General features: G+C 41.7%; 20 protein-coding genes. 16 read left to right on the top strand and 4 right to left on the bottom strand.

Annotated elements, in window-relative coordinates; all coding sequences use genetic code 11:
• Positions 1-17 precede the first annotated feature (17 nt).
• The 6 genes from ABJD64_RS20635 (at position 18) to treF (ending at position 13,759) form a co-directional block, all read left to right on the top strand.
• Positions 18-5,588, top strand: coding sequence for an RHS repeat-associated core domain-containing protein (locus ABJD64_RS20635; protein ID WP_348182353.1), 5,571 nt, complete (start codon positions 18-20; stop codon positions 5,586-5,588).
• Positions 5,589-5,591: 3 nt separating this feature from the next.
• Positions 5,592-6,032: a hypothetical protein gene (locus ABJD64_RS20630; RefSeq protein ID WP_348182354.1), complete on the top strand. Its 441-nt coding sequence runs from the start codon at positions 5,592-5,594 to the stop codon at positions 6,030-6,032.
• 1,060 nt (positions 6,033-7,092) lie between these two features.
• On the top strand, positions 7,093-7,737 hold the full coding sequence (locus ABJD64_RS20625) for a sigma-70 family RNA polymerase sigma factor (RefSeq protein ID WP_348182356.1): 645 nt from the start codon (positions 7,093-7,095) through the stop codon (positions 7,735-7,737).
• 98 nt (positions 7,738-7,835) lie between these two features.
• Entirely contained in the window at positions 7,836-8,882 is a 1,047-nt protein-coding gene (locus tag ABJD64_RS20620; RefSeq protein ID WP_348182358.1) for a FecR domain-containing protein, read from the top strand.
• 125 nt (positions 8,883-9,007) lie between these two features.
• Positions 9,008-11,968 carry a TonB-dependent receptor gene (locus ABJD64_RS20615; protein ID WP_348182360.1) on the top strand — a complete coding sequence of 987 codons (2,961 nt, stop codon included), beginning with the start codon at positions 9,008-9,010 and terminating at the stop codon, positions 11,966-11,968.
• 171 nt (positions 11,969-12,139) lie between these two features.
• Positions 12,140-13,759: an alpha,alpha-trehalase TreF gene (gene treF / locus ABJD64_RS20610; RefSeq protein ID WP_348182362.1), complete on the top strand. Its 1,620-nt coding sequence runs from the start codon at positions 12,140-12,142 to the stop codon at positions 13,757-13,759.
• Between the two features lie 96 nt (positions 13,760-13,855).
• On the opposite strand, the gene ABJD64_RS20605 is transcribed toward treF, so the two are convergent.
• Entirely contained in the window at positions 13,856-14,278 is a 423-nt protein-coding gene (locus ABJD64_RS20605) for an OsmC family protein (RefSeq protein ID WP_348182364.1), read from the bottom strand.
• Between the two features lie 80 nt (positions 14,279-14,358).
• The gene (locus tag ABJD64_RS20600) at positions 14,359-15,240 is read right to left on the bottom strand and encodes a MerR family transcriptional regulator (protein WP_348182366.1); all 882 of its coding nucleotides are present in this window, start codon (positions 15,238-15,240) and stop codon (positions 14,359-14,361) included.
• Between the two features lie 166 nt (positions 15,241-15,406).
• Here ABJD64_RS20600 and ABJD64_RS20595 point away from each other — a divergent pair, with 166 nt between their 5' ends.
• The 5 genes from ABJD64_RS20595 (at position 15,407) to ABJD64_RS20575 (ending at position 20,205) form a co-directional block, all read left to right on the top strand.
• A complete protein-coding gene (locus ABJD64_RS20595; RefSeq protein ID WP_348182368.1) occupies positions 15,407-16,753 on the top strand; it encodes a fasciclin domain-containing protein in 1,347 nt (448 codons plus the stop codon).
• A 97-nt stretch (positions 16,754-16,850) separates the two neighbouring features.
• Positions 16,851-17,012: a Lacal_2735 family protein gene (locus ABJD64_RS20590; protein ID WP_348182370.1), complete on the top strand. Its 162-nt coding sequence runs from the start codon at positions 16,851-16,853 to the stop codon at positions 17,010-17,012.
• A 2-nt stretch (positions 17,013-17,014) separates the two neighbouring features.
• Positions 17,015-17,503, top strand: coding sequence for an SRPBCC family protein (locus ABJD64_RS20585; RefSeq protein WP_348182372.1), 489 nt, complete (start codon positions 17,015-17,017; stop codon positions 17,501-17,503).
• Between the two features lie 10 nt (positions 17,504-17,513).
• The gene (locus ABJD64_RS20580; protein WP_348182374.1) at positions 17,514-18,929 is read left to right on the top strand and encodes an SDR family oxidoreductase; all 1,416 of its coding nucleotides are present in this window, start codon (positions 17,514-17,516) and stop codon (positions 18,927-18,929) included.
• Position 18,930: 1 nt separating this feature from the next.
• Positions 18,931-20,205, top strand: coding sequence for a deoxyribodipyrimidine photo-lyase (locus ABJD64_RS20575; protein ID WP_348182376.1), 1,275 nt, complete (start codon positions 18,931-18,933; stop codon positions 20,203-20,205).
• Here ABJD64_RS20575 and ABJD64_RS20570 read toward each other — a convergent pair.
• Positions 20,202-21,686 carry an NAD(P)/FAD-dependent oxidoreductase gene (locus tag ABJD64_RS20570; protein ID WP_348182378.1) on the bottom strand — a complete coding sequence of 495 codons (1,485 nt, stop codon included), beginning with the start codon at positions 21,684-21,686 and terminating at the stop codon, positions 20,202-20,204. The two genes, ABJD64_RS20575 and ABJD64_RS20570, sit on opposite strands and share 4 nt — an antisense overlap.
• A gap of 214 nt (positions 21,687-21,900) precedes the next feature.
• On the opposite strand from ABJD64_RS20570, the gene ABJD64_RS20565 reads away from it, so the two are divergent.
• Both ABJD64_RS20565 and ABJD64_RS20560 read left to right on the top strand, forming a co-directional pair.
• On the top strand, positions 21,901-22,401 hold the full coding sequence (locus ABJD64_RS20565; RefSeq protein ID WP_348182379.1) for a paraquat-inducible protein A: 501 nt from the start codon (positions 21,901-21,903) through the stop codon (positions 22,399-22,401).
• A gap of 4 nt (positions 22,402-22,405) precedes the next feature.
• Complete coding sequence (locus ABJD64_RS20560; protein WP_348182381.1) at positions 22,406-23,170, top strand: hypothetical protein; 765 nt, start codon at positions 22,406-22,408, stop codon at positions 23,168-23,170.
• Positions 23,171-23,233: 63 nt separating this feature from the next.
• Here the strand turns inward: ABJD64_RS20560 and ABJD64_RS20555 are convergent, their stop codons facing one another.
• Positions 23,234-24,316 carry a DUF2911 domain-containing protein gene (locus ABJD64_RS20555; protein ID WP_348182383.1) on the bottom strand — a complete coding sequence of 361 codons (1,083 nt, stop codon included), beginning with the start codon at positions 24,314-24,316 and terminating at the stop codon, positions 23,234-23,236.
• A gap of 225 nt (positions 24,317-24,541) precedes the next feature.
• On the opposite strand from ABJD64_RS20555, the gene ABJD64_RS20550 reads away from it, so the two are divergent.
• The 3 genes from ABJD64_RS20550 (at position 24,542) to ABJD64_RS20540 (ending at position 26,851) form a co-directional block, all read left to right on the top strand.
• Positions 24,542-25,573 carry a histidine kinase gene (locus tag ABJD64_RS20550; protein ID WP_348182385.1) on the top strand — a complete coding sequence of 344 codons (1,032 nt, stop codon included), beginning with the start codon at positions 24,542-24,544 and terminating at the stop codon, positions 25,571-25,573.
• Complete coding sequence (locus ABJD64_RS20545) at positions 25,566-26,279, top strand: LytTR family DNA-binding domain-containing protein (RefSeq protein ID WP_348182387.1); 714 nt, start codon at positions 25,566-25,568, stop codon at positions 26,277-26,279. The genes ABJD64_RS20550 and ABJD64_RS20545 overlap by 8 nt, the downstream gene beginning before the upstream one ends.
• 131 nt (positions 26,280-26,410) lie before the next feature.
• Positions 26,411-26,851 (top strand): IPExxxVDY family protein, encoded by a 441-nt coding sequence (locus tag ABJD64_RS20540; RefSeq protein ID WP_348182389.1) that lies wholly within the window; start codon positions 26,411-26,413, stop codon positions 26,849-26,851.
• Positions 26,852-26,866: the final 15 nt, after the last annotated feature.

Raw genomic sequence — 26,866 nt, 5'->3', positions numbered from 1 at the left:
GACTAAAGACTATGCAAATGCAATCCATAAAAATATTTCTTTCCGTTTTAGTTGTACTGATGACATTTAGTGGCGCGACCAGTTTTGCCCAAGGGCCGGCAGCGCCTCCCGGTGGTGGCGGGGGAACACCTCCTAGTGCACCCAGTACAAGTTTTAACCAGTCATACAACTGTAATTCAACGGTAGTAAGCAGAACCTCTAGTGCTCCTGCCGGCATCGTATGGTATTGGCAAACCTCTTCCAGTGGAACCAGTAAAAGCTATCAGGGTAGTTCCTATACAGTGACCAACTCAAGAACGGTATATCTTCGTTCTTTTGCCCCCTTGAATAATCTATGGGGAAGTTACAAATCCGTCTATGTGACAGTGAACCCAAACACGCTCAGCGGAGGTAATACCAGCGGAGCCAAGACAATCTGCTATGGCGCTTCAGCCGGTACCTTGGGCAACTCTTCCAGTGCGAGTGGGGGGCTATCCTCCTATAGCTATCAATGGCAGGTATCTTCCAACAATTCAAGTTGGTCCAATATATCCGGCGCAACAGGAACCAGTTACTCCCCCGGCAACCTGACCGCTACCCGATACTACAGAAGAAGGGTGATCTCCTGTGGAAAAACAGCTTATGCGGCAAGTGAAAAAATCACCGTAAGGTCTTCCTTGAGTTCCGGGAGTATCAATGGTGCCAAGACGATCTGTTATGGTGCCTCGGCCGGAACCTTAGGCAATTCCTCAAGCGCTGGAGGTGGCAATGGGAGCTACAGCTACCAGTGGCAGGTTTCTTCTAACAATTCAAGCTGGTCCAATATTTCGGGCGCAACAGGGACCAGTTATTCACCCGGCAATTTGACGGCTACCAGGTATTACCGAAGAAGAGTATACTCCTGTAGTCAATACAAATACACCTCCAGTCAAAAAATTACAGTCTATGGTAGTCTGACTTCAGGTAGTATTGGCAATGCGCAAACCCTCTGCTACAATGGTGACCCAGCCACCCTGACCAACACAGCTTCAGCCTCCGGTGGTACCTCCAGAGTATATCAATGGCAAAAATCTACCTCAGGCAGTACCAGTGGATTCGCTAACATTAGCGGAGCGACGGGTAGTACCTACAATCCTTCGGCCTTGACACAGTCGACCTGGTATAGAAGAAGAGTGACTTCCGGTTCGGGGTGTGGAACGAAATACACCAATGTTATCAAGGTGAGCATCCATGGCAATCTGACTTCAGGTAGCATTGGCAATGCCCAGACCCTGTGTTATAATGGCAATCCAACTGCATTGACCAATACAGCATCTGCCTCAGGGGGTATCTCAAATACTTACCAGTGGCAAATGTCTACGACCAGTTCATCCAGCGGTTTTTCTGATATTAGTGGAGCCACAGGCAGTACCTATGATCCTCCGGCGTTAACTCAAACCACCTGGTACCGAAGAAAAGTAACTTCAGGTTCAGGATGTGGCACGCAGTATAGTGGTGCGTTGGCCATTACCATTTATGATGATTTATCAGCTGGTAGCATAGGTAATATACAGTCACTTTGTAACCTGGGTGATCCGACAGCTTTAACAAGTACGGCTTCCGCTACAGGAGGCACCGCTATAACCTATCAGTGGCAGCAATCAACGACAGACGCTTCGAACGGCTTTACCGATATCGGTGGAGCAACGGGTGAAACCTACGATCCTTCGTCATTATCACAGACTACCTGGTACAGAAGAAAAGCGACTTCCGGTGCTGGCTGTGGTACAGAGATTACCCCGGCCGTTGAGATTAGTATTGCCGTGACGCTTGACGCCGGTACGATCTCAGGAACTCAATCTATTTGCGACGAAGATTTGCCCAATGATTTGACCGGAAGCGCGCCTTCCGGTGGTATGGGAGCTTTTACCTATCAATGGGAGTCGTCGACAGATCAAGCCAGTTGGAGCCCAGTGGTCGGAGAAACCACTGCTGATTTGAGCTTTTCGAGTTTCACTCAAAGTGCCTACTACAGAAGATCTGTTTCAAACGGGTGTGGCACTGATGTATCCAACGAAGTGTTGGTCACTTTTGTGCCACTTCCTGATCCAGGTACAATAGCCGGAGCTCAGGACTTATGCGTGGGGGTAAGCCCAACGGAAATGACTGGTACAGACCAGCCGGGTGTGACCTATCAATGGCAATCTTCAGTCCATGGCTCAACATGGGAGGACGTGGCAGGTGCCACGCAGCAAAATTATTTACCTCCTGCTTCGACCTTGTACTATAGAAGGGTAAGCACCGAAAATAACTGCGAGGCCTACTCGAACACAGTTTTGATTAACATCAGAACGACACCCGTGGATGCCGGATCAAATCAAACTATAATGAACGATCAGGGATTAGTGGCGTTGACCGGCTCACCAGCAGGGGGTACCTGGTCTGGTACTGGGGTTAGCACTGATAACTTTGATCCGGATGTGGCTGGAATAGGTACACACGAGTTGACCTATACCTATACCGATGGCCATTGCGTCAAAGAAGATCAGCGGACCGTAACGGTGAATTTCAATAACATCACGGTTGGTTTTATGGAAGATTTTGCTTTCCAATACCGATATGATGAGCGTCAACGCATGGTCATGAAACAGGTACCGGGCGCAGATTCTGTAGAGATGATTTATGACAAACGAGACCGATTGGTCCTGACGCGAGATGGCAATCAGCGAGCCGGTGGCGAATGGTCCTTCACTAAATATGACCAACTAAACCGACCTGTACTTACCGGAATCATCGCAGACAGCAGAAATCGGGCAGCGATTGAGTCGGAGATTAACGCTCAGGCAGGTTCGGATTTTTATGAAAGTTATACTGGCATCGGGGCTTTGATGGGTTATGATGGTTCGGGTTATCCATCTGCAGCCACAGCAGCAGACCTGATGACGGTGACCTATTACGACAACTACCAATTTTCTGATGGCAATCACTGGACGTTAGGAGACTATACCGGTGCAAGCCAGGTAAAAACCCTGGTTACCGGTACTAAAGTGAGTGTTCCTGGCCTGGGCTGGAACGAATCCGCCACCTTCTATGACAGCCGAAACCGGATGACCGATACAGTTTCCAAAGACTATCAAGGCAACTATGACTCCCTGGTCAATGAATACTATAGTCTGTTGCATCCACTGGTTGTCAAAACCACGCATTATCATGAAAGTGCCTTAACCCAAACATCAGATACTATCACCATGGATTATGCCCATGATCATGGCGATCGCTTGATGAGCGTAACCCACCAGGTCAACGATGAAACTGCCGTAGTCATTATCGAAAACGAGTACAGCGAGCTGGGAGAGCTGATCACTAAGAAGCTCAACAAAGAGAGTGCAGGGCAATATAGCCAGGAGATAGACTATGAATACAACATCAGAGGCTGGCTCACAAAGATCAATGATCCTGTGGCGCCGGATGCCAGCGACTATTTTAATATGCAGCTCAAATATGATGACGCCGGCCAGTACAACGGCAACATTGGAGCCACGAACTGGAAAAATCCGTTCGAGGCAGCAGTCAATAGCTACAACTACAGTTATGACCCCGTCAACCGAATCAAAAGCGCCGATTACAGCTCAACGGTCGGCGCAGCTGACTTTGATGTGAACAACATCAGCTATGACGCTAACGGCAACATTCTGACCCTACAGCGAACCGGTGTTCATGACGATCAGGTAGCTCAATTATTCGATGACTTGGATTACGACTATGTCGGCAACCAGCTCACCAAAGTCACTGATGCCTCAGGCAAAGATACCGGCTTCAAAGACGGGGTGAATACATCGGAAGAGTATGTCTACGATGCCAACGGCAACATGATCAGCGATGCCAATAAAGGCATAGAAAAGATTGAGTACAATCACTTGAATCTACCTGTGAAAGTAGAAATGAATGCGGATGGCTCAAACCGTATCGAATACATCTACGATGCAGCAGGTATCAAGATGGCGCAGCTGGTCTATGGTGCTGATACCTTGACCAAGCGCACTGATTATCAAGGTGCCTTCATCTATGAGGACAGCGTGTTGCAATTTATTCAGCATGATGAAGGCCGCATTGTACCCGTCATTGCGATCCCGCCAGGGGCGGGAGAAGCAATCTCAAGCTATGATTATCAGTACCACCTCAAAGACCACCTGGGCAACGTGCGCTCCACCTTCAAAACCACTATCGACACTGACGAATACCTGGCCACGATGGAAACCGAAAGCGATGCCACTGAAAGTCCCTACTTCCAAAACCTGAGCACCAGGGCCACCAACGGCAGTGCAAACTACACCACTAGTGGCAACGAAGCTGCAGCATTGGATAACAGTGAATTGATCGGACCGGCCATCAGTCTGCGGGTGCTACCAGGTGATACCATCGACCTGGAAGTGCATGCCTATTACGAAGGCGGCACAGGCTACAACAATCAGGTAACCCTGGCCAGCTTCATTTCGTCCCTGGCTGGTACTTTCGGTGGAGCCAGTGGGGCAGGTGGGGAATCAGGAGCCATCTTCGATGGTGTGAATGACGCAGTGACTGCCGGAGCAGGTGGCATAGGCGGTAGTGGCAATGATGCTGTGCCCGCAGCCTACCTGTCTTACATCCTGTTCGATGACAATTACAACGAATTACAATCCGGGTACCATGAGATCAGTAGTAGTGCCTCATTCAACCATGAGCGCTTGTTTTTAGATAACATCACATTTGATCAGGCGGGCTATTTGTATATTTACACCAGCATGCAAAGTGATGTGTCAAGTCCAGTGTACTTTGATGATATGAAGGTCACGCATACACATAGCCCTATTGTGAGCAAGGATGATTACTATCCCTTTGGGTTGACGTTTACTTCCTATAATAGACCGGCGAGTACAAGCCAGAACTTTAAGTATAATGGGAAGGAAGAGATTAATGACTTGGGCGTAAACTGGCATGATTATGGAGCTAGGATGTATATGGCTGATATTGGGAGATGGTTCAATGTGGATCCACTTGCGGAGAAGTATTATGAGTGGAGTTCTTACAACTATGTCATGAATAATCCTATTTCCTTCATTGATCCAGATGGGCGCTTTGTGATAGATCCTAGTGCTACGAGAAAAGAAAAGAGAGCCATAAAACAAGCTGTAAGACAGATCCGTAAGTTTGTAAGGAGTAAGGGAGTTCAAAAAGCCATGGCAAAATACGGGCAACTTGATAAAAAGCAACTAAAGGCTGATTTAAGGAAGGGTAAAGGCCCATTAGTAAAAGTTGCAAGTTTGACTGGAGCTTATGGAGAGTTTACGCCTGGTATAGGTTCAGATGAATTAAGGGTCGATAAAGATTTACTTAAGAAGCAGGACGAAGCAAAAGGTGAGGAAAAGAAAGATTATAAATTTCTGACTGGCGTTACAATATTACACGAAGATACCCATAGGGGAGATGATCAAAATGGTAAAGATTATCCAGGGGAAGAAGGTAGTAAGATGGAAAGAGATTCTTTTGGGGTTGTTGTAGATGAAGGAAATATGAGAGCTGCCAGAAAAGATTATAGAAATCAAAAAAGGAAGGCGAGAAAAGCACATAAAGCAAGTAAAAAATCACCCTAACGTATGAAAAAGTTAATAATACCAATGATGTTTTCAGTTCTCTTTGTTTTAGGCTCAAAGGCTCAAACAATATCAAATGAAGATACTAATATTGATTTGAGTACAGCCGATATATGGGTCGTCGAGAAAACTCTAAATACAGAAAAACTTAAAAAGTATTTTCATTTTGAACTGATGGAAAGACTGCCATTAATGGTGCTATTTAAAGGGAATGTAGAAGAAAGTTTTGAGATAAGTTGTTTTGGACATTCTGTAAATATTATAACATCTTTAGATGCTGGTGGTAATGATGGCTCCATAATTGAATTGGTGAATTTGACACGTAATGAAAATGAAATAATACTTGTCTTTAAATATTCAATTGAAGGGATAAAAGTCACTTCTGTTTTCAATAAGAAGGGTCAAGAATGGGAAATGAAAGAGCTTGAAATAATTGAAAATTAGTTAACCCACGACTGGCAAGTTTGTAAATTGAGCTTTTAGCAGGATTTTCGAAGTCATTCAAATCAAAGCCTGACCTTGTGGTTGGGCTTTGGTGGTTAGTTACATCATTATTATCAGAAAGGTTATAGCCTTCAATATTAGAATAATTAGGACAGCGATAAGTGCAATTTTAGCTGTTGGTGAGATGATGTTATCTGCCCAAGTAATCTCTTTTCCATTTTCGTCTTGTTTCTTCAGAATAAAGAAATTTAAGATAGCATTTAGAAGTTGTGAAAGAATGCCCATTGAAGGTTATCACCCCTCTGGTCTTAGGTTAAGCGCAGCGGTCCTACGACCTATAATGAGGAAGAGCGTCCGCACGGGCCTGCTATTATTGCTATATTCACTTATGGGTAGTATCAAAAGAAATTGAAGGGAAAATTGATGTACACTTTATTGAATAGGTCTTAGTGGACCGAGTAGCGAAGACCAGAGGGGAACAATTTCAAGGTACGGCAAGACGGCTTTCATCCCATACATTTATCGTCAAATGAGATGATAGATCAACGATTAGAATATATCATCAAAATCCAGTTGAAGAGGGTTATGTGTATGAACCTCATGATTATGTGTTTAGCAGTGCAAGAGACTATTCGGGAGATCGCAGGGCAAATGCTTGATTAGATTTGTCGCACTTTGCAAAAGCGTGACAGTGCGGCCCTATTACCTCAATCGTCCTCGTTTAGCGATAGCGTAACGAGGATGCCACGGACTTGCAACAAAAAAGTGGACAATAGGTTAAGCGCATTTTGAATATTTAGTATTTCCATATTGTTCTGGCGTATTGAACCCCCACTGGGTGTAGAGTGTAGAATGAAAAAATAGGCAGTTGCTAGGTGTAGTTTGTCCCAAAGGGATGCCTTCGGCGCAACTACACCTTTTTATTCCCACTGGCGCACTTATGCAAAGCGTGCTGATTTCCCCCCTCTTCAGTCTCAAAATGGACTATTTTACTCATTTCTGGCAGGCAACTTCGTATTCCTATTTTTGATAATATTATTATTAGCCATAAATTGGCACCATGCCATCCATACATTTTCACGGTGATAATTCTAGTTCTGAAGAAGGTTCTACAAAGATTGGATTCGACCAGGAAGGGTCAAGTATCTTTGAGAATAAACCAGACCGTGAAATTTGGACAGAGTTCAAAAAATATAACGAGTCTGCCTTTATATTCATTTACAGCAAATATTTTAAACTGCTCTATCAATATGCTAGCCAATTTACCCACGATAAGGATCTTATCAAGGATGCTATTCAGGATTTGTTCATTGAGTTGAGAAAAGGAAGAACAAACCTGTCAGCTACCGACTCAATCAAGCGCTATCTTTTTAAATCTATTCGAAGAAAAGTACTTTACTACAAAGGCAAACAGAAATCTGTTCAATATTCTCCGGAGCAAGACGGGTACAACTTCTCCTTCGTCTTTTCGCATGAGCACAAGCTCATCGAGCAGCAACTAAACAGTGAAAAAGTAGAGAAACTCAACGTAGCGCTGACACACTTGACTTCCAGACAGAAGGAAGTTGTGTACCACTTTTACTATGAAGGTATGTCCTACGAAGACATTTCTGAAGTGATGGAACTGAAAAATGTGAAGTCGGCCAGAAACCTGATATATAAAGCACTTGGTGAATTAAAAGAAGCTTTGAAAGACCTGTCCTGAGGCTTCTGAGCTGTTTTTTTAAGGAAAGTTGAAAATAATCAAAAAATATTGATGTCATTCTGATGTTTCGCTCCTTCTATAGATGAATACAAGGAGAAATGAACAAAAACAACTACGACATTGATTACTTCCTGCAAAACGAGGCTTTTGTAATGTGGGTAAAGAGACCTGATAGTGAGTCGAATTTATTTTGGAAAGAGTGGCTGCACTCTCACCCTACCAATAAGGATGCATTTCTACAGGCTAAGGAATTGATTCTGGCCATGAATTTTGAAAAATCAGAGCCCTCAGAATCTGACTTCAACGAGGTGTTGCAAAAGGTGCTACAGGGAAATGAATCCAGGGTTATTTCTATGTCTGAAAAGGTCCGAAGCAATCAGTGGAAATGGACGGCCAGAGTGGCGGCATCCCTAACCCTCCTCATGATTGCCTCCTATGTTTTCTTTTACAATGAGATGGATTCGAAAAATGAGGCTATAGTAGAAAATGCCATAGCTAAAATCAATCCGTATGGAAGAAAGTCTAAACTCGCCTTTTCAGATGGGTCGACGGCAACTTTAAACGCTGGCAGTTCACTACGTTATTTGAGCAAATTTGACTCCGATCTCCGGGAAGTAGAGTTGGAAGGAGAAGCGTTTTTTGAAGTAAACAGGGATGTCCAACGCCCATTTGTAGTACGTCTAGGAGAACTGAGTGCTACTGTTCTTGGTACCTCATTCAATATAGAAGCGCATCGAAATGAAACCGTATCGAGGATTCAATTGAAAACCGGAAAACTTAAAGTAGAGGTGTCTGGTACGGCAAATACTACAGAGACCTACATACTGGTTCCAGGTCAAAAACTGGTTTACGATAAGCGAAAAAAGCAGGCTGAGCTATCGACCATGGCCACTGAGGATATGGGGCTTTGGACAGAGGGCGTCCTCGTGTTTGAATATGATGATTTTGAAACCATCACAAAAAAATTAGAAAGATGGTTTGATGTGGAAATTAGTCCGGAGGGGTTAGTAAATGACAATATCAGCTTCTCGACCCGATACAGGAATGAAAGCTTGAACAACATACTGATCAGTATGGGTTTTGCTCTCAATTTTGATCATGAAATCAATGAGAAATCAGTGAAAATAAATTTCAAAAAACAATAAGCATATATGACAAAAACCAATACCAGTTAGAAAAAAAAAGAGCAGATACGCCAATATCCGCTCTCTAAACTCTTAAATATCAAAAACAGATACTTAATCATTTACATTATTAAACATTTAAAGTTATGAAAAAATTAATACTGCATGTACTAATCATGAGCTCGTTTTACGCTTTTATTGGATTTTTCTTGCAATGTCTCACCCTGACACTGGTAGTAGCCAGCAGCGGAAATGCGCAGCACAGAATGAATGTTTACGAAGCAACAGTTTCAGTAAATTTTGAAAATTCTTCTTTAGCAGAGGCCTTCAAAGCGATTGAATCACAATCCGATTTTGAATTTGCTTATAACAACTCTGAGATAGACCGAAAGGTAAAAATCAATATAAACCGCAAGGGTATCACCATAGGAGATCTCCTTTATGAGATGTCGAGACAGGCCAATCTACATTTCAGACAAGTCAATAATAATATTAGTGTGGTGAAAGCCAGTAAACACGATCAAGCGTATATAGAAGTGCTCGAAGGAGGAAGTATAACTGGTAAAGTCCTGGATAGTTATGGTGCTGCCTTGATTGGTGCCAGTGTGAAAATCAAAGATACCTCAACCGGAGCTTCGGCAGATATGAATGGTTCGTTTGAGATCGCTAACCTTGAATCGGGCACCTACCAGGTTGAAGCTTCATTTGTTGGGTTCGTAACCCTGGTCCAAACCGTGGATATAACAGAGGGACCCGTTACCCTCAATTTTGTGCTGAAGGATGATCTGTTGGGTCTGGAAGAAGTAGTAATTACCGGCGCTTCCAATCCCAAGACCAAGTTGTCGTCCAGTGTGGCCATCACGACTTTGAATGCTAAAGTAATCAGCGAATATGCAGCACCCACAACGGCCAACGTATTGCAATCCATACCGGGGTTTTTGGTTGAAACGTCAGGTGGAGAGGTCGGAAACAACCTGTTTGCCCGTGGCATTCCATCAGCAGGTGCGTATGAATATGTTCAAATTCAGGAGGACGGATTGCCTGTATTTGAAGACGGTGCCCTTCAGTTTGCCAACATTGATAACTTTCAGCGAGTAGATCTGACACTCAATAGAGTGGAAGCGGTCAAAGGAGGTTCAGCATCGATTTTTGCCAGTGGAGCACCAGGTGGTATCATCAATTTCACCTCTAAAACCGGTCAAAACGAATTGGCAGGAGTGACTAAATTGACAGTTGGGGATTATGGTCTTTTCAGAACTGATTTCAATGTAGGCGGAGCAATTGTCGAAGACAAGTTGTTTTATAATGTCGGCGGCTTTTATCGAGTAGATCAGGGGATCAGAAGCCCAGGCTTTGATGCCAACAAAGGTGGTCAGGTGAAAGCAAACTTTACTTACAGATTCAAAAAAGGTTATGCCAGGGTGTTCTATAAAAACCTGAATGACAGGAATATTTTCTATCAATCTACTCCATTTGTAATGGATGGAGGCAAACCGAAAGAGTATGCTGGTTTCGATGCCAACTATGGCACCTTCACCTCTCGAAATTTTAGTAAACTGAAAGTGCCTCAGTCAGGTGGAGGTTTTTTTGAAGCAGACCTGGAAGATGGTGTGCATCCTACTTCTAATGTTGTAGGCGGCGTCTTTGAGTTTGATTTGGCTGATAATATTTCTGTAAAGAATGCTTTTAAAAGCACAAATATAGATCTTGACTACAATGCCATTTTTGCTGCGCATTGGATGGGTGATGTATCTACGCAAGACGAAACAGCGACCAATTTCGGCGTGCCTACCGCTGATGCGGCATTTACCTACGACGATGATGGCAGCCCACTGGCTGCCGGAACCGAACTGAAGCGTGCTGACTACTGGAATATAAAAAAGCAGATGAGAAATGTGGCGAACAACCTGTCGTTCAATTTTGATTTGAATGAATTGAACCTGACGCTAGGTTATTACTATTCCAACTGGAAATCAGACCAAAACTGGAACTGGACCAGCTACCTGGTTAGCGCATCAGATAATCCCAGATTAGTAAATTTGGTAGATTCTAATACTGGTAATGCTTACACTTTCAACGGAATTTCAGGTATTACCTGGCTGCAGCGAGAATCTCAGATTAAAAACACGATCAATGCATTTTATGCGGATGCCGAGTATAGCCTAACGGATAACCTGACGGCAAATGTTGGTTTCCGCTACGACAACCATGAATTTTCTGGTGTGGGCGATCATGGTACCTGGGGTAATAACATTGGCATCCTACCCAATAACAATGCAGATAACGGAGTGAACATTCTGATGGGTGATTACACTTACTGGACCTATGACCTTAGTGAATTGTCCTATACCGCCGCACTTAATTACCAAATGTCTGACGTCATGGCTTCTTATTTGCGATATAGCCATGGTTTCAGAACACCTATCGAAGAATCTTTTTACGGGCCTGCCGTAGAAAGTGGTGCCGGTACTTCAGGATTGGCTGATTTAGAACCAACCTTTGTTAATCAGACCGAACTGGGCTTCAAGTATTCCTCACCGAATATTGCATTATTTGCCAACCTGTTCTATATGAAGCTGGATAATATAGCGTATCAGGATATCCGCGCTGGAGGAGTTTCTGAAAAGAAATTTGCTAATGTCCAAAATATTGGACTTGAACTTGAGGCCATTATGAAATGGGGCAATTTTGGACTGAATTTCAACGGCACCATACAAAACCCTGAATACAAAGGCTACGAAGGGTCCGAGTCTGGTCTGAACGGAAATCTGGCCAGAAGAATCTCCAATTATTACTTCACGCTTCGTCCCAACTATGCTTTTACAGACAACTTGAATTTGTATATTAATTATACTCATTTTGGACGAAAGTATCAGGACATTGCAAACACCTTTGAGCTGCCGGCTTTTGGGACATTTGCCGTCGGAACAGCTTACAATGTCAATGATTTTCGATTCGGCCTGGACGTGACGAATTTGTTTAATACCATAGGTCTGACAGAGGCAGATGGTCGGGCAGATGGTGTGGCTCCGGTAGATGGTCAGACTTTTATGGGTAGATCCGTGCTGGGTAGAGCAGTGAGGCTGTCAGTGGCCATTAATTTCTAATTGGCAAAACGCACTTTTAAAGTAGAGAATTCTAACGAGTAGTTTTGGGTTGTTCCAAATCAATGGTTTGGATACAAGGCGGCAGGTTGAACTGGCCTGCCGCTTATTTTCAATTTTTAGATGCAAATCCTTATCAGAACACCTTGAAACTCGAATAATTACAATAAACAGATGTCACAAGGAAAGTATATTTTCTCCATTCTTTTAATTTTCGGACTCGCCTGTCAACCGGTAAACAAAGACCTATCCAATACACGAAGGCAGATTGAAATTTCGGTTCTAAAACCGCCGGCTGCCGTATTTGGACAGCTGCTGTACGACGTGCAAATGGCTCATATCTTCGAGGACGGTAAAACGTTTGTGGACTGCGTTCCGAAAGTTGATGCAGACTCCATCATGACTTCCTATGCACGGTCCAAGGAGGCTGACGACTTTGATCTTAGGGGATTTATAAACATTTATTTCGATCAGCCGCGCCCGTTGCCTAAGGTCGAACAAATGACTGTATTGGATCTCACTGCTCACATCAACCGGCTTTGGGAAGTGTTACAGCGACCAGCCGACAGTGCTGATTATGGTTCAAGAATTGGCTTAAGTCATCCTTATATAGTTCCGGGAGGTAGGTTTCGAGAGATATACTACTGGGATTCCTACTTTACTATGTTGGGGTTGCAGGTTTCAGAAGAGCATGAACTGATCGAGGCCATGGTCAAAAATTTTGCAGAAATGATAGACCGGTTTGGGTTTATCCCAAATGGCAGCCGAACCTATTTTCTAGGCAGGTCTCAGCCTCCTTTTTTTGCTTTGATGGTCAATTTGTTAGCATCTGTCAAGGGCGAATCGATCTGGGAAGAATACTTGCCCTACCTACAAAAGGAACATGCCTTTTGGATGAAAGGCACCGATAACCTGACAGTAAATAATCCGGCCATCAGTAGGGTGGTGCTATTGGATTCCAAATTTGTACTCAACCGCTATTGGGACAATTTTGACGGGCCTCGGGAAGAAAGCTTGGCGGAGGATGTTAGATTAGCAACGGAAGCAGGTGAAGAAAAACCTGCTGTTTTTAAACATCTGAGAGCAGGTGCAGAATCTGGTTGGGACTATAGTTCAAGGTGGTTTGCAGATGGAAGAAACTTGGGCACCATTGAAACGACCAATATCATTCCCGTAGACCTCAATGCCCTACTCTATTATTTAGAGCAGTCCATAGCCAAGGGAGGCGAATTGACTGGTAATCAGGCATTGGCTGCTGAATACAAAGGCAAAGCTCAGATTAGGAAAGAGGCCCTCAATCGCTATTGCTGGAATGAAACCGAGGGTTATTTCAACGATTACAATTTTAGATTAGAAGCATCCACGGGAACGCCTTCACTTGCAGGGGTTTTTCCTTTGAGTTTCGAAATGGCAAGCGTTCAACAAGCCTCAAGAGTTTCTGAGTTTATCGAAAATAATTTTCTAAAGGCTGGTGGTCTTATTTCAACATTGAATCAAACCGGGGAGCAATGGGATGCACCCAATGGGTGGCCGCCCTTGCAATGGATGAGTTTTTGGGGCTTAAAGAATTATGGTCACGATACGCTGGCTTACGAAATTGGGACTCGATGGATTATTCTAAACGAGAAGGTTTATGGTCGCACTGCCAAAATGATGGAGAAATACAACGTGGTGGATACCACCCTGGAAGGAGGAGGAGGAGAGTATCCCCTGCAAGATGGTTTTGGCTGGACGAATGGAGTCTATCTGAAAATGAAATCCGAACTCGACATACGGAAAGAAGTCACAGAATAAAAGACGCTAGTTGAGAAATGGTTGAACTAAACTGATGGTAATTGGCTCAGTATTGGGAGCTATGTTTGAAAGTGGCTCTGGGGGGAGTCACTTTTTTTACGCCAATTTGGTCTCTATCTCAGCCTGAGCCTCTAGTGTTTTGTGTACAGGACACATATTTGCGATTTCAAGCATACGCTGCTTTTGTTCATCGGTCAGACCACCTTCTAAGCTAATAATCCTTTCAAACACATCTACTTTTTTGGGCCCATCATTACATGCAGCACAATCTTCTTTGTATTCTCGAGCGAAGTTCACCTGCACACGAATTCGTGAAACATCTAATTCCTTTCGATTGGCATAGAGACGGAGTGTAATAGAAGTACAACTGGCCAGTGATCCACATAAGAGATCGTAAGGGGTGGGACCTTTGTCTAATCCTCCTATTTCAACTGGCTCGTCCACAAGCCCCATATGCCCTTTGGTATTTAGTTGTGTGGTGAGTTCGTTTTTGGTGATGGCTACTGCAAATGTGCTCATTGGATTGTTTTTTTATAAAGTTAAAACATTAAACAGCTTCATTAGTTCAGAAGGAAGAAACTCCATTCCGCTATTTCAATTTAAGGATGAAGATTTTTGAGATGATCGATGAATGCTTCCGGAGAATTGAGATAGGTGGCCTTTTTTTCGAAAGCCGTAGGATCAAGCAAGGTAGGGTTGCCAGAATACAGTAGAGGAATACCTATGGTCTCGAGAAGCTCACCGAGCATAATTTCAAACTTTGCATTACGCGGTGAAATCATCATAGTGAACATAGCCAAAGGTTTTAATTGTGCGGTAACGGAGATTAGATTATCTGAAGGAACATCCTGGCCCAAGTAATAAGTACGCCATCCCATTTCTCTGGCAATATAGTTAGCCAGTAAAAGTCCGATTTCATGATCTTCACCATCAAGCAGGAAAAGTAAAAGATCCGGAGCGTCTTTGTCTCCTAGCGGTAGAGCATCAGTTGCTGCGATCAGCTTTTGTCTAATCAAATTTGAAATAAAATGCTCTTGAGCCGGCATGGCCTTATTCGTTCCCCATAGCACACCAACATGATTCAAAAATGGATAAATCAATGACACGAAGGTCTTGAGTAAGCCATGTCTTTGGATGTATGCATTGTAGATTTCGATAAACTTCAGTTCGTTCATTTCTATCATACATACAGCAAGTGCTTTGATGTCTTCCTCACTGCTTGAATTAGGCTGTAGGACAATTTTACTCACCAAATCATGGATTTCGGCGTCTTTCATGGCCACTACTTTCGAAATCTTATGATCATTACGAAGAAGTATCCCAACATTGATCAGCTTTTTAAGCTGGTCATCTGAGTAGTAGCGAATATTAGTATCAGTCCTAAAAGGTTCAACAAAGTCAAACCTGCGTTCCCAAATCCGTAAAGAATGAGCTGAAATTCCTGTTAAAGCCTCTACTTGCGCTACTGAATAAGTAATCATGTCTAATTTTTATAAAATAAATATGGACAAAAAAGATGGATAAAACCTATAAAATGGCACTTCTCTAAATTTAATATCAATATTGTCTAATAATTTCTTAAAAAAGTTGAACAAAATAAATCCTATTGCCGTATACTTGTCTAAGTAAATCACAAAAAAGTTAGACATGAAAAATTTAGCATTCTTAATTTTGTTTATGTCGCCACTGTTTTTAACCAGTTGCGATGACGATGATGATTCCAATGAATCTACGCAAGACATTATAGCATTGGCTCAAGCCAATGGATTTACCTCACTGGCAGCTGCACTTACTCAGGTAGACTTGGTGAGTACATTGCAAGGTGATGGGCCTTTTACGGTTTTTGCTCCTACAGATGCGGCATTTGCTGACTTACTTAGTGCAGTGGGTCAAACCAGTATCGCAGATGTTCCGGATGACGTACTCACTAAAATATTACTCTACCATGTAGTTTCAGGAGAGGTTGCCTCTTCTGCTGTAACTACCGGAAATGCCACCACCGTTGAAGGATCGGATATTGCGTTGGATGTAAGTGCCAATGGTATTACAGTAAATGGAGCAAATGTTGTGGATCCGTTTGATGCAGTGGCATCCAATGGGATTATTCATACGATTGATGCCGTGCTTGTGCCAGCATCTATTGCTCAGTTTGTCAACACCGTGTTAGAACCAGCCTATTTCAATAAGAATTTTAGTACGCTGATTGAAGCGGCTGTAAAGGCTGATGCTGTAAATACGCTACTCAATACGCCTAATCTAACCATTTTTGCCCCGACAAATGATGCTTTTACGGCGTCTGGAGTTGTAGTAGCTGATACAGGTGCAGAAGCCTTGCTTGACGTATTGACCTATCATGTCATTACTTCAAAAGTAATGAGTTCAGGTATTCCAGCAAGTGCTGCAACGTTGAATGGAGGGAGCATTTACTTTTCTCTTGTGACTTCAGGCAACTTCATCAATGGTGATGTAGAAATAACCAATGTAGATATCGAATCTGGCTCAGGAGTGGTTCATGTGATTGACAAGGTATTGCTTCCGGCAGATGAAACGATAGTGGGTAAGGCGGTTTCATTGTCTGAAAATGGTGAATTCACTTCCTTGGTGGCCGCTCTCACACGCACAGCAGATGAGGGTACTGCTGATCAGAATCTAATAACAGTTCTAAGCGGCACGGGGCCATTCACTGTTTTTGCTCCTACGGATGCAGCGTTTACAGCTTTGTTGGAGAGTAATTCGGAATGGTCTACACTAGCAGATATTCCTTTAGTTACTTTGATTGATGTACTCAAATATCACGTAGTATCTGGTAGGGTCTACGACAAGGATTTGGCGGGAGCACTGGATGCCAATAATGGAGTGGCCACGGTAGAAGGTAGCAGTCTGACCTTCAATTTGACGGATTTGACAATTAATTCAACCGTTAATATCACAGGTGTAAATACAAATACGACCAATGGTGTCATACACGTGATCGATGCGGTACTAGTGCCTTAAAAATAAATATTCACAGAGTAGGTTGTTAGTAAGAGTGAAATCGGGGATGGTTCTTCTCCCCGGTTTCTATTTTTTTAAATAGAAAAGGTTTTATAACATGTTTTCGATATTCAAAAAAAAGAGCAAGACTGAGAAACTTGAGTCTGAATACAAAAAGCTGATGTCAGAGGCACATCAACTGTCTACCACAAATAGATCTCTAAGTGATGAGAAATATTCTGAGGCTCAGGGTATAATGGATCAAATATCAAATCTATAATTATGGCTTTTTATCAGTTTCATAAAGCACAAATAATTAATGCAACCCCAGATGACCTATGGGATTTTATATCGTCGCCTGCAAACCTCAAGTTGATTACACCTGACCACATGGGTTTTGATATTACGTCTTCCAATGCTGAACAGAAGATGTATGAGGGAATGATTGTTTCTTACAAAGTAAGCCCTTTCCCTGGGTTTAATACCAATTGGGTTACGGAGATCACACATGTTCGTGATAAGGAATTTTTTGTGGATGAGCAACGGATTGGCCCCTACACTTTTTGGCATCATCAGCATATCCTGGAGCCGCTTGATCAGGTAGTAGTAATGAAAGATATCATTACCTATCAGCCACCATTTGGTATCTTGGGAGCTATTGCGAATCGGGTGTACATTAGGAAAGCATTGAATAAAATATTCAATTACAGAAAGAAGGCCATTGAGGAATATTTTGCTGAAAGAGGTCTTGGTTATATGACTTTGGTTTGATCGAAAAAGAATGAAGATACTTCTTACTGGAGCTACAGGATACATTGGAAAGCGGTTACTACTGGAACTAGTAAGAGCGGGTCATGAGATCGTATGCTGTGTTAGAGATGCAAACCGATTTAATCCACCTATTTCCATAGCCCATAAAATTGAAGTACTTGAAATAGACTTTTCAAATATCCCTGCTGATAAAAAATTGCCGGATGGATTAGACGGGGCTTACTATCTGATGCATTCCATGAGTTCATCTATAGATTATGAAGAGTTGGAGTTAAATATTGCAAGAAATTTTAGACACTTGCTCTTTCGTTCGGACATAAAGCATGTGGTTTATCTCAGTGGTATTATTAATGAGAACTCACTATCTAAACACCTTTCTTCAAGAAAAGCAGTAGAAGAGGAACTGTCCAAAGGTGCTTACCACCTGACCACACTACGCGCTGGAATTATTATCGGATCAGGCAGTGCATCTTTTGAAATCATAAGAGATTTGGTAGAAAAGCTACCCGTGATGATTACTCCAAAATGGTTGAACACCAAATGTCAACCTATTGCAATAAAGGATGTGGTAGATGTTTTGAGTTCTACAATCCTCAATACTGAGCTCTATGATCAAAATTTTGATATTGGAGGCCCTGATGTACTTAGCTACAAGCAAATGCTGCTGGAATACGCCAGAATTAGAAAGCTTAAGCGGAGTATATATACTGTTCCGGTTATGACACCACGACTTTCTTCCTATTGGCTGTATTTTGTGACTTCCACCTCATATAAGCTCGCCACGGCTCTGGTAAGCAGCATGAAGGTCGAAGTGGTATGCAGGGATAATCGTTTAATGAATCTGCTGCAAATTCAACCAAAGTCCTACCATGAGGCTTTGCAAAAGACTTTTATGAAAATCGAGGATCATGAAATAATCTCAAGTTGGAAAGATGCTTTGGGCAGTGGATCCTTTACTCATAACTTATCAGACTTTATGAAAGTACCGACCTTTGGTTGTCTCAAAGATGAGCGGTCTCTCCGAGTTCGAGATCAACAGGTGAGTTTAAGTAAGATTTGGAGAATTGGTGGGGAGAATGGCTGGTATTATGTCAGCTGGCTCTGGAAAGTGCGGGGTTTTATTGATAAGATTTTTGGTGGAGTGGGTTTACGCAGGGGAAGAACTCATCCGAGTAAATTAGCTACTGGGGATGTCGTTGACTTTTGGCGTGTTTTACTTGCGGATAAGAACGGGTATCGGCTTCTACTATTCGCAGAAATGAAATTGCCTGGTGAAGCCTGGCTTGAGTTTAGGATTCAAAACGGCGTGTTATATCAAACGGCCACCTTTCGTCCACGTGGCATCCTTGGAAGAGTATATTGGTATTTGGTTTATCCATTGCATGGAATTGTTTTTAAGGGGTTAATCAAAGCATTATCAAAATAATATGAAGTTAGTAGCTTTTTGGTTTAGGAGAGATCTTAGGTTAGATGATAATACTGGCTTGTATCATGCACTCAATTCGGGGAGCAGTGTATTGCCTGTATTCATTTTCGATACAGCTATTTTGAGCGAGTTGCCCTCGGATGACGCCCGAGTTTCCTTTATATATAAAAGTTTGTCTGAAATTTACATTGAACTTCGGAAACTGGGTAGTTCATTGTTGGTGCGGGTAGGGGAGCCTTTGGAGATATGGAAAGATATCGTACAAGAGTATTCAATTAAAGGAATTTATTCCAATGAGGATTATGAGCCTTATGCTCTGAAGCGTGATGAATCCATTCAAGAATTAGCGAAATCACGCCATATCGAATGGCACACTTTTAAGGATCAGGTTGTTTTCGGACCTGGTGAAATACTCAAGCCTGGTAATGGCAGTCCCTATACCATATTTACTCCTTTTAAGAACAAATGGCTATCAAAGTATCGTGAATCTGAAGTATCTGTGCATTCGTCTATCAATCGATCAAAATTCTATCAATTTGCTGCAAAAATGCCTTTGCTTTCCGAAATAGGGTTTGCTCAAAGCGGTATTCAAGCGAGTCCGTACAATCTGACTCGACTTGATAGCTATAAAATCGATAGAGACTATCCGGCTCAAGATGGCACGAGCCACCTCAGCGTTCACCTGCGTTTCGGCACCGTAAGCATCAGACAGGTTATTCAGCAGTTAGGATCCGCGGATGATACCTTTTTGAGCGAATTGATTTGGAGGGAGTTTTTTATGCACATCTTGTATCATTTTCCTGATGTGGTCAGTCATAGCTTCAAGTCAAAGTATGATGCTATTCTTTGGCGAAATGATGAAGAAGAATTTGAGAAGTGGAAAAAGGGAGAAACAGGATATCCATTAGTAGATGCGGGAATGCGTCAACTAAACCAAACAGGTTTTATGCATAATCGTGTGCGAATGGTGGTAGCCAGCTTTTTATGCAAACATTTGCTGATAGATTGGCGATGGGGAGAGGCCTACTTTGCTAAAAAGCTATTAGACTACGAATTATCATCTAACAATGGCAATTGGCAATGGGCTGCTGGAACTGGATGTGATGCTGCTCCGTACTTTAGGATTTTTAACCCAACTGAACAGCTGAGAAAATTTGACCCGGAATTGCAGTATGTAAAAAAATGGGTGACAGAATTCATGCCACCCATAGTAGATCATAAATTTGCGCGAATCAGAGCGCTTGAAGTTTACAAGACTGGGATTGGGTCGAACTAAGCAAACTCTACATTTTTTAGCTCTCCATTGGCATAACTGGTGCATCTCATGGCATCCCGAAGTACACCAGGCTTCAACATCGATTTGTTGAGTAGCATTCGCACACATTCCTGAATTCCTTCGATGATGGAAGGGTGGGGGTGGATCAATTCTGCCAGCTCCTCAATCCCCTTGTTCATGGAAATCAACAATGCCACGGCCTCGATAGAACTTGAAGCATGTTCTCCAACGACTCGCATACCGAGCACGCGCATTTCTTCATCATTGGATACAATAACTTTTATAAAACCTTCTGTATTACGCATGGCTATAGCCCTGGTGATACAGCTGTAGTCGAGGCTTACAACTTTGTGCGGAATATTTTGTTCTCGGGCCCTTAATTCATTCAAACCTACTCCAGCTACTTCTGGAGCCAAAAACATGATGGTAGATATATTCTCATATATCAAGTCCTTTTCTGGTTCGCCAAATATCTTTTCAATAGAATAGCGGCCTTCCAATTCTCCTACATTTACAAGTGCAATATCAGCCGTGATATCACCTACAGCATAGATATTCGGCACAGAAGTCTGAGTAAGATCATCAATGATACCTCGACTATCCATATTTATTTTTACTGATGCCGAAAGTAAGTTTTCGTAATTTGGAATACGCCCTACTGACACCAGTGCTTTCTCTACATGGAATATTTCCTTCGATCCATTGTCATATTCAAGGGTATATACGACCATGCCGTTTTCTACCTTCATCTCTTTGAGCTTGGAATTTCTGTGAATAAGCACATCCTTGCTTTCCAGATTTTGTTCAATGATTTTGACAATATCTTCATCTTCAAATGGAAGAATTCTATCACCCTTGTCAATCATATGTACCTTGGTCTGACCAAAGTTGGAGAAAATCGTGGCAAATTCACATCCGATTACACCGGCGCCTACTATCACCATACTCTTTGGGAATTCCTTTAAATTTTCAATCCCATCACTAGTCAAAATGATGTTTTCATCGATAGGAATATTATCCAATTTTCTCGGTCGACTCCCTGTTGCCAGGATAATATGATCGGCTTCTACTTCAAATTCCCCGTCTTCAGTACGAACCACTACGACTGTTTCACCCACTACCTTTGCCACACCCTGCCTAAAATGAAACAACTCAGCACCTGCATTAAGGTTAATATTATGCATATGATGTTCAAGTAGTTCACGCCGCTTATTTACCGCTTTGTTGACTTCTTCTTTGAGTATTTGAAAATTGTGCTCAGGAGTGGGAACATTAGTTGATTTGCAATGCGACCGAAGCGCAAATGCCTCTCGTGACAATTCCCACCATGTTTTACTTGAAAGCGCCCCATTCTGAATACCAGCTCCGCCTATTTTGTTCTTCTCTATGAGTAATACTTTCTTTTTGAAATCCACGGCTCTCATTGCTGCTGCATACCCTGCAGGACCACCACCTATTACACATACATCGTATTTATCCATGTTAAATATCTATTTTTTATAAGGAGTAGCTGATTGAGTCTTTACTAAAATTTAAGAATATTAATTTAATATTAGTAATAATTTGACACTTATATCCGATAAACATGGTTCTATTTTAAATCATCTCGGCAATTGTCATAATATGATTATACTTGTATATCCTGAACTCAACACCTCCTAACCATAATGTCAAAAATTACAAAATAAACTCCCAATGCTTAAGAGAAATATTGCAGCATTAATACTCACCATTCTGTCCTTGTGCTTATTATACCCCGGTCTAACCAAACCAATTCTTCAGGTGGTAATCTCTGCCGAGTTGCCAATTATCGGAAAAACCACCTTTTATGAGCAGACACAAAGTATCCTGCAGACAGTTGACACGTTATACAATACTAACAACAAGTTTGTAGCCATTCTGATTTTCCTATTTAGTGTGGTTGTACCTTTTACTAAAGGAGTGATTATTTTGGCTGTATTACTCTTTAAAAAATTTGCCCATAAGGCCAAGCTCTATCGCTTTGTTTTTATTATTGGTAAATGGTCAATGGCTGATGTATTTGTGGTTGGGGTATTTATGGCTTTTCTCTCTACTCAGTCCAACAGTTCAATTGAAGCTAATCTACTTGAAGGGTTTAATTACTTCGCATTTTACTGTATTCTTTCACTGCTCGGTATTCAGATGACCACCTTGGAAAAACCAGAAACTACCTAGTTTTATGCTCAAAAAGCTAAAGATTCTTTGGGTTACTCTTCTTGCCATCTTTTTAACAGCATTCTTATTATTTGAATACATGGATGAGAAGCTGCCAGATGGTGTAGTCGGACCTGAGGCAGATTCATTAGCAAATAGGATGTTGATTGCGATCGATAATCAAGCGTGGCGAACTACTGGAGTAGTAAGCTGGGGCTATGAAGACCGTACATTCATATGGGATAGGAAAAGACATCTTACAAGAGTGAATTATGAGGGCCATGAGGTGCTTTTAGATATTGATAGTAGGCTAGGTTATATTCTTGGCAATGACGCAAACGAACTGTCTGAGGAAAAGAAGCAGGAAATTTGTTTGTGGGCATGGAAGTACTGGTGCAATGATTCCTTTTGGCTCAATCCAGTGAGTAAAATTTTTGATCCTGGCACCGAACGCAAATTGGTCAAACGGCATGGGCAAGAGACCTTATTGGTTACATACACCTCCGGAGGTTCAACACCAGGCGACTCATATTTGTGGACATTGGATGACAATGGAAGACCAAAAAGCTGGAAGCTGTGGGTCTCAATTATTCCTATCGGCGGGATGAAGTTTAGCTGGGATAATTGGCAACAGCTAGAGACTGGTGTCTGGATTTCAACTCACCATTTCAATCCCGTTAAATCAATTCCACTGCATAATCCGGTAGGTAAAAGTGATCTTCTCCTACTTACCGGAAAGGATATATTTGAACCCCTGTTTTCTGATAGCGAAGCATTGATATCTTACTGATAATAATGAATAAGCACGCCAAGCCAGGACTGCATCAAACCCCTATCAACCTCATCTTATTTTTTAGATCTCCTCTCCGTTTTTAATTTTAATTTCCAGACCTTTTAGATAGTCTGCGTAGTTAGAGGGAGCCATGGTTTTTGCTTTATCCAGATGATTCAGGGCTTTTTTATTGTTGCCATTTAAATACTCTGCGCGTGTAGCACCAAGATAGACATACCATACCTCAGGAAATTTTTCTATCATTTGATCAAAAAACGCCAATGACAATTCAACTCTACCCTGATCTGATAGAGACTTACCAACCCAATAGTCATTCTGGACATTATCCATCAACGGAATAGCCTGTTTCATTATATCATCTGATTCTTGCTTCTTTCCCAATGCCCAGAGTATTGATGATTTTGTACTCAGGTTGGTAAAATTGGTAATGGAGGCATACCCTCCATACCCGCCTGAGATGGATCGATCTGACCAGGCTAAAGCTTCATCCAAATTCGTATTGTGATTTAAACACCACCGGGCAGCGGCATCCCAGGCTTCCCAAGCGTAGGTAGATGCCCCCAAGAGCTGATATCGAAAGCTTTCGACGGTAGTCTGAGTTAGGTCAATGCTTACAGTAAAAGGAATGCTCAGTTTTTCCCACTCTATGGCAATCTGTACAGAGCTATCCGTTCTATTTTTAAATTCAAAATCTAATTGTTCTGAATGTGTATTTTGGACAGGTTTAACTTTCACCTTAAGAGCGATTTCATTGAGTGTATCCAAGTAATAGCTACCCCACTGATTGTCATTTTTGGCAAAAAGCAAAGTCCATTCATTGGTCCTGGGTATGGCATGAAGGCCGTAACTACCCGCTTTAAGAGGCTGATCCTCAATTTTTACATCAGTAGAAAAGGCAATCGTGGTATTCATATTGGCGCCTACTCTCCAGGGTATAGGATCACCATTCATGGGAACTACTGGCCCCCAAATATCACGTCCCTTAACGGCCGGACTGGAATAGTTTACTTGAATCTCCGTGACTCCCAAATACTGTGACTCTTTCACCTTTGGACTTGTTTTAGGCATTTCTAAAGAATGATATTGGCAAATGCCAAACGATGGTAAAGTCAATGCCATAATTATCAATAGGCTATTTTTCATAAATTGAGTATTTGATGTTTTTCCGAATGTAGAGAGCATCATCATCATAGACCAGCGACACCTGATAAGACACCTAATGCGTAAGCTAAACCGCAGTTTTAAATGAGTCTATGCATTTGGTCAGAATCAATTGGAAGTTGGTCTGGCTAAATATGCGTTAGAGATGATATTATAGAAATCGATAACTTGACTGATGTATTATATACATATTTGTTGTCTTCATCTATGCAAGAATTTAAGAAGGAGTGGGTCTGGCATGTTGTATTTTGGCTAGGATATCTAATGGTCAAAATCTTCATTGTGGAGTATTTCCGAGAAGACCTGCTGACAGTATTAGTTGTGGAGCTGATTCGACTTCCACTGAAGATGTTCCTGGTTTATGTCCTCATTTTTTATTTGATCCCGCAACTTCTTCTTAATAAGAGATATTTGACTTTCACCACCTGGTTGCTTTTGCTCATATTGTTTGCAGCTCTTGCCAGACGAATAACAGATATTTACATCACCTATCCTATAAGCATGCTTTACTTTGACCGTGCTGTTTTTTGGGACTTGGGTACAGCTTTTCGCAATCTAGTTTTTATTTATCCAGTCGTAGGGCTGGCCACGGCAATCTACCTCATGTCGCATTGGATACGGGATTATCATCTTCGAACTCAGTTGCAACAAGAAAAATTGCAGGCAGAATTACAATACCTTAAAGCCCAAGTTCATCCCCATTTTTTGTTCAACACCATCAATAATATTTATTCCCTGTCATTGGATCATTCACCGAAGACTTCGAGATCATTGCTAGAGCTTTCAGAATTATTGAGTTACATGCTTTATGAGTGCAACACTAATAGAGTATACCTGAAAAAGGAGATAGAACTGATTGAAAATTATATAAGTCTGGAAAAACTACGATATAGCGAAAGATTGGACCTTCGATTTGAAGTAAGCGACAACTTAACCGATATATATATTGCGCCTTTGATCCTTTTGCCTTTTGTGGACAATTGTTTCAAGCATGGTGCAGGTGATACCATGTCGGAATGCTTTGTGCATTTCAATCTACGAATTGATCACGGTTTGCTCTATCTCAATTTGATAAATAGCGTACCAGAAAAAGAAATTACTTCCACACAAAACTCAGGTATTGGATTGAAAAACGTAAAAAGGAGATTAGAGGGAGAATATCAGGACAAATATGAATTGGAAGTGAGGCCGGAGAGCGGTACATACCAAGTGAAACTTAAAATTGACTTAAATGAATAGGGTTAATTGCCTTATAGTAGATGATGAGCCATTGGCCTCCAACGTGCTCGAAAAATATATTACCAAACTCGATCATTTGCGTTTGGTGGGTAAAGCAGAAAATGCCGTAGAAGCATTCAATCTGCTCAATACTCATAATATCGATCTCATGTTTTTGGATATTAAGATGCCACAAATTACCGGCATTGATTTTCTTAAATCATTGCCGAATCCTCCCATGGTGATATTCACTACTGCTTATAGAGATTTTGCGTTGGACGGCTTCGAAATGTCGGCCTTGGATTATTTACTCAAACCTATTTCATTTGAGCGTTTTTTGAAGGCAGTTTCGAAGATTCCAAATCCACCTGTACACAAACAGGCACCAACAGAAATTAGTACTTCAGATAGAGCGTATATCTTTGTACGTGAAGATAAAAGAATGAAAAAGGTTTTTCTTGACGACATTCTTTTTATCGAGAGCATCAAAGACTATGTAAAGATCATTACCAAAGAAGGTAGTATCCTTACCTATCTCAAAATGAGTTATCTCGAAGAACAATTACCAAATCGGCTGTTTCTGAGAGTGCATAAATCGTTTATTATCAATATTCACTCCATTCAAACATACTCTGCATCAGAAATTGAGATTGATGGTGTTATCATACCCATTGGCCGACATTATAAACAGGCGGTTCATCGCGTATTGAATGCACTGATGCTTTAATTATACTATGTTAAGTAATTTGTATTGATTATGCCGATTGAGGCGTCTGGTCTCAATAAAATGGCAGATTATTATTAATAGTTGCAATGAAAGTTTGAATTCATTGAAAATGTTCTCAATTTTGGAGTAGTATGAGCCGATCAGTGAAGAAGCTAAAATTAAAAGCAGATTATAGCTATAATTTTCATTTGATTGGTATTATTTCTCAGTCCAAAGATTACACGGTTTCGTGGGCTATTAATAAGGCCTTAAGTATTGGATTGAAGAAAGAGTCAGATCTTGAAGTAGATTTTAAAAATGTTGAGAAACTAACAATTTCAAACTTTGTTTTTGAAAATGATTTTCGGCGTTTTACACTTCTGAACAACAAGGTTGTGGCTCAGAGTACATTGACCCAAAAACTATTTGTTCCGTCTCTGGGAACATTTGATTTTTTACTGAAAATAGAAGAGTTTGAAGAAACCTCAGATTTGGAGATGCTCTTCGTGGCATTGAGAAAATCTGAAAAGATTGATTCGATAGTCAAATTAGATGTAGATAAAATCAAAGAAAAAGAGAGTTTTTTATTCTAAACAAAATACATATTG

The sequence above is a fragment of the Reichenbachiella sp. genome (assembly GCF_039944555.1).
Lineage (GTDB): Bacteria > Bacteroidota > Bacteroidia > Cytophagales > Cyclobacteriaceae > Reichenbachiella.
This window is presented reverse-complemented; position numbering and strand designations above follow the sequence as displayed.